Origin of the sequence: Lacinutrix sp. (genome assembly GCF_029238095.1) — a bacterium.
Classification (GTDB): domain Bacteria; phylum Bacteroidota; class Bacteroidia; order Flavobacteriales; family Flavobacteriaceae; genus Lacinutrix.
On the sequence record NZ_JAQWGS010000002.1, the window covers coordinates 35044 to 50561 of the forward strand.

The following is a 15518-nucleotide window of genomic DNA, read 5'->3' on the forward strand; positions in this document are numbered from 1 at the left end:
TTTCTAAACTAACAATCTTTTTCCGTTAACATATTGCTGTAAAGCAATCTCTCCTGCTGCACTCCAAGCGCAATTTTCTACTCCTGTTGGTTGGCTTGTTTTACTATTAAAATTTTCGTAAAACCCAAACTCTTTTAATGCATTAAGTTTTTTAATATGTGACAAAACATTAGTAGCCTTTTCTATATGGTTTTCAACTAAACTCATCCCATAAAATCCATTTACCATCTGCCATGTACCACCATTATGAAACTCGAAAGGAACATTTCTAAATTCGTATTTACAGTTATTTTCTAACAGCTTCCAATCTTCATGTTCTTTTGTAATTGGTTCCCAGAAAGCTGGTAATAGTTTTAAAGGAAGAGACGCTCTTAGTTTTTCTGAATACTTAATAATTTCTTCTTGAAAATCTGTATCTCCTAATCCAATTAATAGCGCAATACTATTACCCAAGGCATCAAACATTGTTTGATATCCTGACGGATTTATTGAAGCCATCCAAAAACTCTTTTTTTCTAAGGTTTTATATGCCTTTGGATGAAATGGGTTTTTGTAATCGGTTTTACGATAGTTACCTGCTAATTTTTCAGTAATATGATTTATTTTTTCTTGATATTCTGCGTTAGGAAATAAACTATTTATACATTTTAAAGCCCAAAGTCTTAACACTTGATCGTAGAAAATATGTCCTTCAGTAATATATTCATCTGCCCAATTTCCTGATCTTGGCACATAAATAAGATGATTATTATTAAACTCCCAAGCTTCTAAAAGTTGTAAGCCTTTATTCATTTTAGGTTTTAACTCTTCAGCAAAATTTATATTTTTTGTTAAAGATGCATAATTACAAACGCCTATAATAAACCATGATATTGTATCTACTCTTCCTGCTAATCCACCAAAGCTTACTTCGACTTTATTTTCATCATTAAAAAAAACATTAGAAGGAATATGTCCATGTTTATGTTGGTTATCTGCTAAGGTAATTAGTGTGTTTTTGAACGTTTCTACCAGACTTTCATCTCCATCTAACAAAGCAGCTAAACCACAAATTACACCATCTCTAGCCCAAACACGTTTGTAGTTTGTAATATCACTCGCGCTAGCTAAAAACCCTTTGTCGGATCTTGCTTTTGCTAATAACTCTGTGGCTTTTATATAGGATTGTTCTGCTTTCATTTAACTTACTACTTCGTCTTGTTTTTTAATTTTAATAAACAGTGTACAAACTGTCGCAATTAATAACAATACACCTGCAAAAGTTATTGCATTTCGAGGGTCGTTATTTAAAAAGTGCTTTAAAATATAACCAAAAGATAATGTTTGTAAAATCATTGGGATTACAATCATCATATTTATTATTCCCATATAAACACCATAGCGTTCTTTTGGTATATCTGAAACCACCATTAAATAAGGAATACCCATCATACTTGCCCAACCAATACCAAAACCTGTAATTGCGAAGAGTAATAAGTTTTTATTTTCAATATGAGGAAAAGCTAAAAAGGCTAATGCTGCTAGAATTAAACAAAAAGCATGTACTTTTTTTGCACTATATTTTTTTGCGAATCCAACCAATGCAAAAGCTACTAAAAATGTAACTACGTTGTACCAACCATTAACTAAACCTGTCCAACTTACAGCTTCACTGTATAATTCTTCATTATCTGGTGTGGCATTCCAAACGGAAAGCGCAACACTTTTTGAAGCGTTTTGCCAATAACAAAACAAGGCGTACCATTGAAAAAGATATACTAACGCTAATTGCCACATGACTCTAGGCATGTCTTTTATAGCTGAAAATATTTCTATTAAAGGGCCTAAAACACTTCTTTTTTCTTTTAATTTTTCTAATTCTTCTGTAGTTGGCGGAATTTCTTTTGTTTTGCTAATACTCCATAAAATTGAACCTATAGAACAAATAGCGCCTAAGAAAAAGGACGCATATACCCAAGTTGGTAAGGATCCTGTAGTACCAATAAATATTAAAGGAAAAATGAATAGTGATAAATTAGCTAAAACCTGTCCCAAGCCTGTAAAAAAACTTTGCATTTGAAACCCTAAAGGTTGTTGCTCATTATCTAATTTATCTGCAATTAAGGCTCTATATGGCTCCATTGCTGTATTATTTCCTGCATCTAGAATCCATAATAAACCTGCAGCCATCCATAAACTACTACTAAAAGGAAATGCCAGTAAAGTTATACTACATAATATGGCTCCTATCAAGAAAAAAGGCTTACGTCTTCCAAATTTTGGACTCCATGTTTTATCACTTAATGCTCCAATAATAGGCTGAACTAACAATCCAGTTACTGGACCAGCAAGGTGTAGAATAGGAATCTGGTCTGGACTTGCACCTAAAAAATCGTAGATTGGTGTTATTGCACTTTGTTGTAAACCAAAACTGTATTGAATACCGAAGAACCCAACATTCATGTTTAGTATTTGCCAGAAACTTAATTTTGGTTTTTTTATCATAACAAGATTTTAAACTATTAAAAATATAGATTTTAATAGAAAGAGCCAATGTCTTTTAAAACATTGACTCTAAACTAAATCAAATCAATCAATCAATCTACTTACTTAAATTATTTTATTAACACTTAATAATTTAAAATTTATATCTAAGAGCTAAAGAAGAGGAACGACCCGTTATAGATCTTGCTCTAACATAACGATCACTTCCATTAATTGCTGCACCATCTATACCATTTACTTCTGTAATACCAACAGTATCAAAAAGGTTGTTTATGTTAAGAGATAAAGATAATCCTTCTGTAAGACCAACAGATCCTAAAAGGTTTACATAAGCAAATCCAGGTTGTATTAAATCATTAGAATCAAATGCGAACGATTTAGATGTTCCTAGTATTGCTAAACCTAATACATGTTGTTTATCATTTCCAAACACGTATCTTGGTGAAAGGTTATATACAAAATCTGCTTGTCTTTGCGGTGTTTTTCCTTTATTAGCTCCAGTTCCACTAGCTCTATCCTCAATAATCTCAGCATCTGTATAAGTAACAGAACCTACTACACTAAAGTCGTTTATATTGTAAGACCCTTCTAATTCTAAACCTGTAGCCTTAAACTCATTTCCTACTGTTAAATTTAAAGCACTTCCTGCATCTTCATCTGTATTACTGCTAAAAGCTGTAACGTACACAGATGCATTTTCAAAACGTTTCTTGAAACCAAGTTCTAATTGAGTTACTTGATCGAAATTTGTACTAGACTTCCCAAATTGATCATAACCATTTCTATCTGAAGCTCTTCCTGAAGCGCCTTTACTGTATCTTGCAAAAACTGCCGAACCGTTATTAATTTTATAATTAAGTCCTGCTGAGAATGAAGTAAAGTTATAATCTTGGTCTATATTTTGACCATCTGCACCTGAAACAATTGGTACATTCTGCTCAATACCTTGTATTACTCCATCGCCATTATAATCGTAATTCCCTTGACTAGTTGGACCACTAGCTATAATTCCATTTACATTAACGTTTTCAAAACGAACACTACCATCAAAATTTATTTTTTCAGTAATATCTATATCAACACCAACATAAGGTGAATTTACACTATGCACTGTATTATATTTACGTTGGCAACAGTTTCCCCAAACTGGAGTCCCATAAGCATATTGACCATTTCTTGAATAACCGTCGAAATCTACCATTCTTGCATTTCCATCTCCTTTTACTTCAGAAAGAAAAGAACTCCATTGCCATGATGTTTTCGTGTTTTGTGTAGCTGTAAACATACCTGCTGTTACATTTACATTATCGCCAATTTTTTTAGAAATCTTTACATCACCAAAGAAATTGCTCATATCGTCAATAGTCACATCAAATACATGCAAAATTTGTGCTAATCCATTTGCTGGATTAAACGCTTCTCTATCACCATCTGAATACACTAATGCGCCTGTAGCTCCAGAAGCTCCACTTGCAGTTGCTGCAACGTCAGCTACAGCTCCAACGTTTGCTGTAAATGGTGCAATCCATTTACCACTATTATTAGAATATCTTGCTTTACCTACAAAAGACCATTCGTTTCCTAAATCAAAAGAAAACTCTGCTCCAAGAGATTTTGTAATTGGATTGTTTCCATTTCTTACATCATTAGATACTGGCTGTCCATCAAAAGCAGATGTTCCTGCACTTTGTTGTAAATTAGAAGAGTGAGGTGTGTCTGTTGTTATATCGAAACCTGGTAGATTTGCATAAGTAGGATTAGCATCGTCACCTTCTAAAAGCATTGGCATTGGCATATACATTGCCGATCTATCATTTAAAAACTTAGTATATACTCTTACGTAACCTTTTTCAAAACGTTTTGTAAGATTTGCTTTAAATTGACCGCCTTTATTTCCTTGGTAGCCTATAGCTCTCGGTCCTTCCCCATTTCTAATAAAACCACCAATATGGTAAGACAATCCATTTGCTAATGGTGTACCATATTCAAAATCTAATCTTGATGATTGATAATCTAAACCAAAAGAAGACGCTATCGAACCACCTTCTACAGCTCCTGTTTTACTAATAACATTAATAATACCTGCTGGAGCGTTTGATGCTAAAGTAGAAGCCGAACCACCTCTAATTGCTTCAATTCTTGCTACATTAGAATCTATACGTAAATAATTATCTGGATTTCCAAAAGAAGTATCTCCAAATAACATTATTGGTAAACCATCTTCTTGTAATTGTAAGTATCTAGTACCACCAGAAGAAACTGGCACACCACGAACATTATAGTTACCATTTCCATCTCCACCAGAAGTTTCTGCACGTACACCAGGAATATTTCTAAAAATCTCTCCAGAAGTTCTAGGAGCAGATTGTGCTATTTGTTCTACACCTATTGAAGATATAGAAACACTAGATTCTATTCTAGACTTAGGGTTTAAAACTCCTGTAATTACAACTTCGTCTAAAGAAGAAGCATCTTGAGCTAATTGAAAATTGACTGTAGCATTTGAACCTTGAATTGTTATGCTTTTTGTACTTTCTGTAAAACCAACATAAGATGCTATTACATTATAAGTTCCATTTTCTACATTACTTATAGAATAATTTCCATCAAAATCAGTACTAGCACCTTGGTTTGTACCTGAAATGACAACATTTACTCCTGGTAAACCAGAACCTGATTGGTCTGCAACTTTACCAGAGATTGTAGATTGTGCAAATATGATTGTTGTAAACATCATAAACAGCACAGAAAAAATCTTTTTAATTTGGTTAATTTTTTTCATTAGTTTTTAAGAATTAATTAGTTTTTTGTCTTGATATTGAGTAAATTTACTTTTAAAGGCAATAAAATTTGCAAAATTATTAACGAAAACGTTTTCGATTTGAACGAAAACGTTTTCGATTTGATTTTTTATTGTATTTTGCGGTAAAACATTTTCTATTGGAACCTGTAACTTTAAAACAAATTGCCGAAACATTAGGTATTTCTATTACTACAGTATCTAAAGCATTAAAAGATTATCCTGATGTTAGTAAAAAAACAAAAGCCTTAGTTAAGGACTTAGCGCAAACATTAAACTATAAACCAAATGCTTTTGCTGTAAACTTAAGAACTAGAGAGTCTAAAACTATTGGTTTAATAATTCCTGAAATAGTACACCACTTTTTTTCAAGTGTGATTAAAGGTATTATTAGTCAAGCTGAAAAAAAAGGATATCTTGTTATTATTCTTCAGTCTAATGAATCTTATAAACTAGAAAAAAAACAGATTGAGCTATTGCTAAGTAAACAGGTTGATGGTATTTTAATTTCTTTAGCTAATGCCACTGCAGATTTTAATCACTTAAACGATATCATCGCACAAGAAAAACCTTTGGTTATGTTTGATAAGATTGCAAAAATAGTAAACTGTTCTAAGGTAATTATAGACGACAGAAAAGCTGCATACAATGCAACACAACACTTAATAGATACTGGATGTAAAAGAATTGCACACTTTCGCGGACCTCTTTTGCCACAAAACTCTATAGATCGCTTTTTAGGTTATAAAAAAGCACTTATAGATAACAATATTTTTTACGATCCTTCTTTAGTATATATCTGTAATGACATGACTTTTCAAGAAGGAGAAAAATTTGCCAAACAACTACTTATAGAACACAAAGATATTGACGGCATTTTTATTAATACCGATTTGGTTGCGATAGGAGCAATAAAAGAATTAAACAAAAGTGGTATTAAAATTCCTGAGGAAATTTCAGTTGTAGGTTTTAGTAACTGGTTTATGTCATCTGCTATTACGCCATCCTTAACAACAATAGATCAACCTGGTTTTGAAATGGGTAAAATGGCATTTAAACAATTATATAAAGAACTTAAAGCTATAAAAAAAGGAAAAGAAGTAAAACTAAAAACTATAGAACTAGAAACTGCTTTAGTAAAAAGAAACTCTACTAAAACTATAATTTAAGAAACTTAATATTCCTTTGTAATCCAGAAAATTTTGTCCGCTTTACTGCCGATTTTTGAAACACTTTTTTAAAGACATCTTCTGTTATTTCTTCCCAATCTTTTTTGGTCATGTCTAACAACTCTGGATGCGGATTAAACAAAGGTTGACTATGAGGTTTTGAGAATTTATTCCATGGGCAAACATCTTGACATACATCGCAACCAAACATCCAATTGTCGAATTTACCTTTCATTTCATTAGGTAATTGGTCTTTTAATTCTATTGTAAAATAACTGATGCATCTACTACCATCTACAACATAAGGTTGAACTATAGCTTGTGTTGGACAAGCATCTATGCAAGCTGTGCATGTTCCACAGTGGTCTGTTGTTATTGTATCGTATTCTAAATCTAGATCGATTATTAACTCTGCAATAAAATAAAACGAACCTACTTGTTGTGTTAATAAATTACTGTGCTTTCCAATCCAACCTAAACCAGATTTAGCAGCCCAAGCTTTATCTAAAACTGGAGCAGAATCTACGAAAGCTCTTCCGTTTACTTCTCCTATTTCATTTTGAATAAAATGAGTTAATGCTTTAAGTTTAGATTTTATTACATGATGGTAATCGTTACCATAAGCATATTTAGACAACTTTGGAGCTTCTGTATCTTTTTGTGTTTGTGGAGGAAAATAATTAAGTAACAGTGAAATAACACTTTTTGAATCTTCTACTAATTTTGTTGGGTCTAAGCGTTTATCGAAGTGGTTTTCCATGTATTGCATACTACCATGCCTATTATTATTTAGCCAGTGTTCTAAACGAGGAGCCTCAGTTTCTAAAAATTCGGCTTTGCTTATTCCACTAGACAAAAAACCGAGGCGTTTGGCTTCGGTTTTAATTAAATCTGCATACTTAGCTTTATTATTTAACATAATTGGATAGATTCTTTGTATCGCACTGAATGACAAATTCCTAAAATAAGCCTCCTTGTATTGGTCCTTTAATTTTTCCTAAATGCTTATAAGCTAATTCTGTAACTTCCCGTCCTCTAGGAGTTCGCATAATAAAACCTTGCTGAATTAGAAACGGTTCATAAACTTCCTCGATGGTTTCTGAGCTTTCACTTACTGCTGTTGCTATTGTTGAAACACCAACAGGTCCTCCTTTAAATTTGTCTATTATGGTGGACAAGATTTTGTTATCCATTTCATCTAAACCATAAGCATCAACGTTTAAGGCTTCTAAAGAAAACTTAGCAATTTTTATTTCTATACTTCCGTTTCCTTTTATTTGAGCAAAATCTCGAACACGACGCAACAAAGCATTAGCTATTCTAGGTGTTCCACGACTTCTTCCTGCAATTTCTATAGCAGCCTCCATTGTTATTGGAACGTTTAATATTTGGGCACTACGTTGAATAATTGTACTTAGCAATTCGGTTGAATAATACTGTAACCTGCTTTGAATTCCAAAACGTGCTCTCATTGGAGCAGTTAATAATCCTGATCGAGTAGTTGCACCTACTAAAGTAAAAGGATTTAAATTAATTTGAACCGTTCTTGCATTTGGTCCAGACTCTATCATGATATCAATTTTATAGTCCTCCATTGCAGAGTATAAATACTCTTCTACAATTGGGCTTAATCTGTGTATTTCATCTATAAATAAAACATCTCGATCATCAAGATTAGTAAGTAATCCTGCTAGGTCTCCTGGTTTGTCTAAAACAGGACCAGAAGTTACTTTTATTCCAACATTTAATTCGTTTGCTAATATGTTTGCTAATGTTGTTTTGCCTAAACCTGGTGGTCCATGAAATAATGTGTGATCTAAAGCTTCATCTCTTAAGTTGGCAGCTTGAACAAATATTTTTAAATTTTCTAATACCTGATCTTGACCAGAAAAATCTTCAAAAGATAAGGGTCTCAATGTTTTTTCTATGTCGAATTCTTCAGATGAAAAATTCTCGTTGGTTGGATCTAGGTTTTCGTTCATATCTTTTACAGCAATAAAATTAATCTTTTAATTATGAAAACAATACTGAAAGCAAGAATCACATCATAATATTAAAGAATGGACTGCAATAACAAATATAAACAAAAAGCCTTTCCGTTATGGAAAGGCTTTTAAATATGTTTATAGTTTCTCTAATGTGAGACTTATAACAGTAAATTAATGTTGTAACTCTTCTTCACCTTCTTTAAGCGGTACAATTTGAGAGACAAAGTCTTCATCGTGACCAGGTTTAGAATAATCATAAGCCCAACGGTGTACATGAGGTATTTCTCCTGGCCAATTACCGTGAATATGCTCAACAGGAGTTGTCCATTCTAATGTATTAGATCTCCATGGGTTTTGTACAGATTTCTTTCCGTAAAACATGCTAATGAAGAAGTTATATAAGAATACAATTTGAAAAGCGCCACCTATTAAAGCAAAAACGGTGATTATTACGTTTACATCTTGTAAGTCGTCAAATAATGGAAAATTACTATTTGTATAATAACGTCTTGGTAAACCTGCCATACCTATAAAGTGCATTGGGAAAAATACTCCATAAGCACAAACTGCTGTTACCCAAAAGTGAATGTAACCTAAATTCTTGTTTAGCATACGACCAAACATTTTTGGAAACCAGTGATAGATTCCTGCAAACATACCATAAAGTGCAGATATTCCCATTACTAAGTGAAAGTGGGCAACTACAAAATACGTATCGTGTACATTGATATCTAATGCACTATCTCCAAGAATTATACCTGTTAATCCTCCTGTAATAAAAGTTGAAACTAAACCAATAGAAAATAACATGGCTGGATTCATTTGAAGATTTCCTTTCCAAAGTGTGGTTATATAATTAAAAGCTTTTACTGCTGAAGGTATTGCAATTAATAATGTAGTAAAAGTAAATACTGAACCTAAAAATGGATTCATACCAGATACAAACATATGGTGACCCCAAACAATTGTAGATAAAAATGCAATTGCTAAAATTGAAGCTACCATTGCACGATAACCAAAGATTGGTTTACGAGAGTTTGTTGCAATAATCTCAGAAGTTATACCTAAAGCTGGTAATAATACTATGTATACTTCAGGATGACCCAGAAACCAAAATAAGTGTTCAAATAAAACTGGAGAACCACCTTGATAATGTAAAACTTCACCTTGTATAAATATGTCTGACAAGAAGAACGATGTTCCGAAACTTCTGTCCATAATTAGTAATAATGCTGCAGATAATAATACTGGGAAAGATACAATACCAATAATTGCAGTAACAAAAAAGGCCCAAATAGTTAAAGGTAGTCGAGTCATAGACATTCCTTTTGTACGTAAGTTTATTACTGTTACTACGTAATTTAAAGATCCTAATAAAGAAGATGCAATAAAAATAGCCATTGATACTAACCATAAAGTCATACCAGCTCCAGAGCCTCCTTGGGCCATTGGTAAAGCACTTAGTGGTGGATAAATTGTCCAACCTGCTGCTGCTGGTCCTGCTTCAACAAAGAAAGATAAAACCATGATTACACTTGATATAAAGAATAACCAATAAGATACCATGTTTAAAAAGCCTGATGCCATATCTCGAGCACCTATTTGCAATGGAATTAATAAGTTACTAAATGTACCACTTAATCCTGCTGTAAGTACAAAGAAGACCATAATGGTTCCATGAATGGTTACTAATGCTAAATAAATATCTGCATCCATAACACCTTCTGGTGCCCATTTTCCTAATAATGCTTGGAATATTACATTTGGCTCTTCTGGCCATGCAATTTGCATACGCATCATTAAAGACATCATTACACCAATAACTCCCATAATAGTACCAGTAATAAGGTACTGCTTGGCAATCATTTTGTGATCCTGACTAAATATATATTTAGTTACGAAAGTTTCTTTATGGTGGTGATCGTCGTGAGCGTCGTGAGTATCTGCGTGTGCTGACATAATCTATATATCTTTATAATCTTTTAATTAATTAGTCTATCAAAGAATCTTTAAATGCTTTTTGAGATTTCATCCAAGCATCATATTCTTCTTGTGTTTCTACTATTATTTTCATTTGCATATTGTAGTGAGACTTACCACAAATTTTATTACATAATAATAAGTAATCGAATGTATATAAATCTAAAGCTTGTTCTCCTTTTGCTACTAAATCTTTGCTTTTTTCAACTCTAATTTTATTAATGTTTGCAACTTTATCTTGCATTTCAGGTGTTTCTCTCATATCTGCAGTTGTAACTGTTGGAGTAAAACCAAATTGAGTTATCATACCCGGAACACAATTCATTTGTGCTCTAAAATGTGGCATATATGCTGAGTGCAATACATCTTGTGAACGCATTTTAAATAAAACAGGACGTCCTACTGGTAAATGTAATTCTGTAGTTATTACGTCATCCTGAGCATTTGGATCTGCTTCGTCTACACCTAAAATATTAGCACGATTAATATCTATTAATCTGACATTAGCTTTACCTAAGGTATTATCTGCTCCTCCATAACGTGCTTTCCAGTTGAACTGTTGCGCATATAATTCTACTACTAAGGGATCATTGTCTTCATTAACATTCATTATTGTTGTCCACGTAAATAAACCTTGTATAATAAGTACTGCTAATACAATTACAGGAATAATAGTCCAGATTGCTTCTAGCTTGTTATTATCAGCATAGAATAGAGCTTTTTTCCCTTTTTCACCTTTGTATTTAAAAGCAAAATAATGAAGCAAGAACTGTGTAACTGTTTGAACGAAGAAAATAATGATCATAGAGATAATCATTAAATTATCAATACCTGGACCATGCTCTGATGCAGAGTTAGACATTAATGGTAAATCTCCATATTTAACAAAACAAATGATAGTGATAACATATATAAAGGCTAAAAAGCCTAACATTAAATACCCATTTATTTTATTGTCTTTGTCGTTAGCTACTTGATCATCACTTCTAGCGTTAACGCTTTGAGTTAAATCGAATATCTTAACCATTTGCCATATGGCAACGAGAATAAATACTAAAACTAAAATTGATAATAAAGCCGTCATTGTTGTCGTTCTTCTTTATTGAATTATTTTATTAATAATGAAAATGTTCACTCTCCTTCACAAAAGGATTTCTTGTAGGTGTTAAAGGAGCTTTTGACAGCGCTGTAAACACAATAAAGATAAATAATCCTGCAAAGAATAACATTGAACAAATTTCTGGAACACCAATATACCATTGGTCTCCTACTGTTGCTGGCATTATCATATTGAAAACATCAATATAATGACCAGCTAATATTACAATACCTGTCATCACTATAAACCAAGGAATACGTTTGTAATCACTATTCATTAATAATAATAATGGAAAGATAAAGTTCATTGCCAACATTCCAAAAAAAGGTAATTTATAGTCTTCAATTCTAGTGACAAAGTAAGTTACTTCTTCTGGAATATTTGAATACCAGATCAACATAAATTGAGAGAACCATAAATACGTCCAGAAAATACTGAATGCAAACATGAATTTTGCTAAATCATGGAAATGGCTATCATTTACTTTTGGTAATAAGCCTTTAGTTTTCAAGTATAACGCTATAAATGCTATCGTTGTTACAGCACAAACCATCATACCAGCAAACACGTACCATCCAAATAATGTAGAGAACCAGTGTGGATCTACACTCATAATCCAATCCCAAGACATCATAGATTCTGTGTAAATAAAGAATACTAAAAATGCTGCCGAAATACGGAATGTTTTCTTAAAGTTTTTGTTATCGTCTGCTTTATCTTGAGCAATTGAAAATTTTCTAGAAAAGTATCTGTATAATGACCAACCACCAATAAAAATTAAACCTCTAATTGCAAATCCCCAAATATTTAACCAACCTGTTTTCCCTTGGATTAATTTATCATGTGCGACAACGTCTGGATCCATCCAAACAAAAATATTATAATGACCAATGGTACCAGATGCCACTGCTATGGCTAAAAGTATTAGAGCTCCTGGAAATAAATAAGCTGTTATGCCTTCCATTACTCTTAGTAGTAGAGGTGACCAACCAGCTTGAGAGGCATATTGGATAGCATAGAATGCTAGTACGCCTAAAGATATCATCATAAAAAAGAAAGCAGCAATATAGAATGCAGACCAAGGTCTGTTGTGCATTGCGTGCATGACATGATTTACATGCTTGGTATGCTCATCTACAACCTCATGAGAATTACCTACTGCGTGTTTGTCTTCTCCGTGAGCATCAACAGCTGCATGAGTATCATGACTACTAGTTTCATCTGCTTGATGATTTTCAGTTTCACCGTGACCATTAGAACCACCATGATGAGATTCATTTGCTAGCATGTTTTCGACTTCTTCAAATGTTACATGAGAAGTGTAGAAACTATAACTAACACCTATTGCTCCAACGACCATTAAAATGATTGCAGTTAATCTTAGTCTATTTGAAATTTTGTATTCCATTATATAATCTTTAACTAAATCTTATTTTTCTAAATCCGCTTTCAATTTCATAACATATGAAACTACTTGCCAACGCTCTTCTCTATTTAATTGATTTGAATAAGAGCCCATAGCATTTTTACCGTAATAAATAGTATGATAAACACTACCTTCTGTTATAGCTCTTCCGGCGTCATCGTAACTTGGTATACCAAGGATTTTTTCTCTTTGGACTAACTTCCCTTTACCATCACCTTTATTACCATGGCAAATACCACAATAAATATTGTATAACTCTTTACCTCTAGGTTCGTCAATTTGTGTAGAATCTAAAACACTTTTTAAATTTGCTTTAGCCTCATTGTAACCTTCGGTAGTATTATCAATATCGAAAGGCGTATAACCTCTTGGTATTGTTCCTTCTGCTGGTAATTGTGCTTCTACACCATTAGCAAATGCGTCAGATTCTTGATACGTTTCGTAAGCAACTGATTCATACATATTAGGCATGAACTCGTAATTAGGTCTTGAATTCTTTTGACAAGAAGCAAAAGACACTAAAACTATAGCTAATATTGTTATTTTAATAATACTCTTCATTTTGTATAATTAATGCGCGTTATCTACTACGTTAATTTCAACAGCACCAGTTTGTGAAAGTAAATCTTGTAATTCTTTTTCATTACCATGAATAGGGATTTCCATTAAAAAATGATCATCAGTTGTTCTTGGGTCTGGATTTTCTGCTTTTTTAAATGGCCACATTCTACTACGTAAATAAAATGTTATTACCATTAAGTGTGCTGCAAAGAATACTGTTAATTCGAACATAATTGGTACAAATGCAGGCATATTCTCTAAATAGCTAAAGCTTGGTTTACCACCTATATTTTGTGGCCAATCTTCTATCATAATAAAATTCATCATTAATGTCGCTACTGCTAAACCTACACAACCGTACATAAATGCTGCGATTGCTATTCTTGTCGGCGCTAAACCCATAGCCTTGTCTAGCCCATGGACTGGAAATGGCGTATATATTTCTTCAATGTGATGTCTTTCGGCTTTGACCTTCTTTACTGCAGCCAATAACACATCGTCATCGTTATAAATAGCGTGAATTACTTTTGAAGCTTCCATATGCTACTCTTTATTATTTTTTTGTTCTTTAATATCAACATTAGATGTTCTAACATCTGCACCTGTACCAACTAAACTGTCTCCTCTATCTCTGATGGTTTTATATCTGTCTCCTGAAGACTTTAAAATGGTCTTAACCTCTGCTTGTGCAATAACTGGGAATGTTCTTGAATACAGTAAGAATAATACGAAAAAGAATCCTATTGTTCCTATAAATATTCCAATATCTACAAATGTAGGAGAGAACATTGTCCAAGAAGATGGCAAATAATCTCTATGTAACGATGTTACAATAATTACAAAACGCTCAAACCACATTCCTATGTTTACCACTATTGATATAGCAAAAGAGAACATAATACTTGTACGTAATTTTTTGAACCACATGAACTGTGGAGAAAACACGTTACAAGACATCATTGCCCAATAAGCCCACCAGTATGGTCCTGTAGCTCTATTAAGGAAAGCGTATTGCTCATACTCCACTCCTGAATACCATGCAACAAACAACTCTGTAATATATGCTACACCTACTATAGAACCTGTAATCATGATTACAATGTTCATTAACTCTATGTGTTGTACTGTAATATAATCTTCCAAGCTACACACTTTTCTCATTATTATAAGAAGCGTATTTACCATAGCGAATCCAGAAAAAATTGCTCCTGCAACAAAGTAAGGTGGGAATATAGTTGTATGCCAACCAGGTATTACTGATGTTGCGAAATCAAAAGATACAATCGTGTGTACAGAAAGTACTAGTGGAGTTGCTAAACCTGCAAGTACTAAAGATACTTCTTCAAAACGTTGCCAATCTTTTGCTCTACCAGTCCAACCAAAACTTAATAAACTATAAATCTTCTTTTGAAAAGGTTTAATTGCTCTATCTCTAAGCATTGCAAAATCTGGTAATAAACCTGTCCACCAAAAGACTAATGATACTGATAAGTATGTTGAAATTGCAAATACATCCCAAAGTAAAGGAGAGTTAAAGTTAACCCATAGCGATCCAAATTGATTAGGAATTGGTAATACCCAATATGCTAACCATGGACGGCCCATGTGAATAATTGGAAATAAACCCGCTTGAACTACTGAAAAAATCGTCATTGCTTCTGCAGAACGGTTAATTGCCATTCTCCATTTTTGACGGAATAATAATAGTACTGCAGAAATTAATGTTCCTGCGTGACCAATACCAACCCACCAAACGAAGTTAGTAATATCCCAAGCCCAACCAACTGTCTTGTTTAATCCCCAAGTTCCAATACCAGTAGATATTGTATAAACCATACATCCAACTCCCCAAAGAAAAGCAACTAATGCGATTGAAAATACAATCCACCATTGTTTGTTTGCTTTTCCTTCTACAGGTGCTGCGATATCTACAGTTACATCGTGGTACGATTTGTTGCCTGTAACTAAAGGTCTTCTAATAGGTGCTTCGTAATGAGACGCCATAATCCTT

12 protein-coding genes are annotated in these 15518 nt (G+C 33.1%); 1 reads left to right on the forward strand and 11 read right to left on the reverse strand.

Annotation, left to right across the window (positions count from 1 at the left end; translation table 11 throughout):
- Window positions 1–3 precede the first annotated feature (3 nt).
- The 3 genes from P8H50_RS00165 to P8H50_RS00175 form a co-directional block, all read right to left on the reverse strand.
- The gene (locus tag P8H50_RS00165; RefSeq protein WP_300203990.1) at window positions 4–1179 is read right to left on the reverse strand and encodes a glycoside hydrolase 100 family protein; all 1176 of its coding nucleotides are present in this window, start codon (window positions 1177–1179) and stop codon (window positions 4–6) included.
- A complete protein-coding gene (locus P8H50_RS00170; protein WP_300203993.1) occupies window positions 1180–2484 on the reverse strand; it encodes an MFS transporter in 1305 nt (434 codons plus the stop codon).
- 133 nt (window positions 2485–2617) lie between these two features.
- A complete protein-coding gene (locus P8H50_RS00175; RefSeq protein ID WP_300203996.1) occupies window positions 2618–5266 on the reverse strand; it encodes a TonB-dependent receptor in 2649 nt (882 codons plus the stop codon).
- A 158-nt stretch (window positions 5267–5424) separates the two neighbouring features.
- Between P8H50_RS00175 and P8H50_RS00180 the strand changes: the two genes are divergently transcribed.
- Complete coding sequence (locus tag P8H50_RS00180) at window positions 5425–6453, forward strand: LacI family DNA-binding transcriptional regulator (RefSeq protein ID WP_300204000.1); 1029 nt, start codon at window positions 5425–5427, stop codon at window positions 6451–6453.
- On the opposite strand, the gene queG is transcribed toward P8H50_RS00180, so the two are convergent.
- The 8 genes from queG to nrfD all read right to left on the reverse strand — a co-directional run bounded on the left by queG (window position 6443) and on the right by nrfD (window position 15511).
- On the reverse strand, window positions 6443–7372 hold the full coding sequence (gene queG, locus P8H50_RS00185) for a tRNA epoxyqueuosine(34) reductase QueG (protein ID WP_300204003.1): 930 nt from the start codon (window positions 7370–7372) through the stop codon (window positions 6443–6445). The two genes, P8H50_RS00180 and queG, sit on opposite strands and share 11 nt — an antisense overlap.
- A gap of 40 nt (window positions 7373–7412) precedes the next feature.
- Window positions 7413–8435: a Holliday junction branch migration DNA helicase RuvB gene (gene ruvB, locus P8H50_RS00190; RefSeq protein WP_300204007.1), complete on the reverse strand. Its 1023-nt coding sequence runs from the start codon at window positions 8433–8435 to the stop codon at window positions 7413–7415.
- Window positions 8436–8612: 177 nt separating this feature from the next.
- Complete coding sequence (locus tag P8H50_RS00195) at window positions 8613–10400, reverse strand: cbb3-type cytochrome c oxidase subunit I (RefSeq protein ID WP_300204010.1); 1788 nt, start codon at window positions 10398–10400, stop codon at window positions 8613–8615.
- Between the two features lie 31 nt (window positions 10401–10431).
- Window positions 10432–11505, reverse strand: coding sequence for a cytochrome c oxidase subunit II (locus P8H50_RS00200; RefSeq protein WP_300204013.1), 1074 nt, complete (start codon window positions 11503–11505; stop codon window positions 10432–10434).
- A 31-nt stretch (window positions 11506–11536) separates the two neighbouring features.
- Complete coding sequence (locus P8H50_RS00205) at window positions 11537–12928, reverse strand: quinol:cytochrome C oxidoreductase (protein ID WP_300204017.1); 1392 nt, start codon at window positions 12926–12928, stop codon at window positions 11537–11539.
- 21 nt (window positions 12929–12949) lie between these two features.
- Complete coding sequence (locus tag P8H50_RS00210) at window positions 12950–13507, reverse strand: cytochrome c (RefSeq protein WP_300204021.1); 558 nt, start codon at window positions 13505–13507, stop codon at window positions 12950–12952.
- Between the two features lie 9 nt (window positions 13508–13516).
- Entirely contained in the window at window positions 13517–14047 is a 531-nt protein-coding gene (locus tag P8H50_RS00215; RefSeq protein WP_300204025.1) for a DUF3341 domain-containing protein, read from the reverse strand.
- A 3-nt stretch (window positions 14048–14050) separates the two neighbouring features.
- Window positions 14051–15511 carry an NrfD/PsrC family molybdoenzyme membrane anchor subunit gene (nrfD, locus tag P8H50_RS00220; RefSeq protein WP_300204029.1) on the reverse strand — a complete coding sequence of 487 codons (1461 nt, stop codon included), beginning with the start codon at window positions 15509–15511 and terminating at the stop codon, window positions 14051–14053.
- Window positions 15512–15518: the final 7 nt, after the last annotated feature.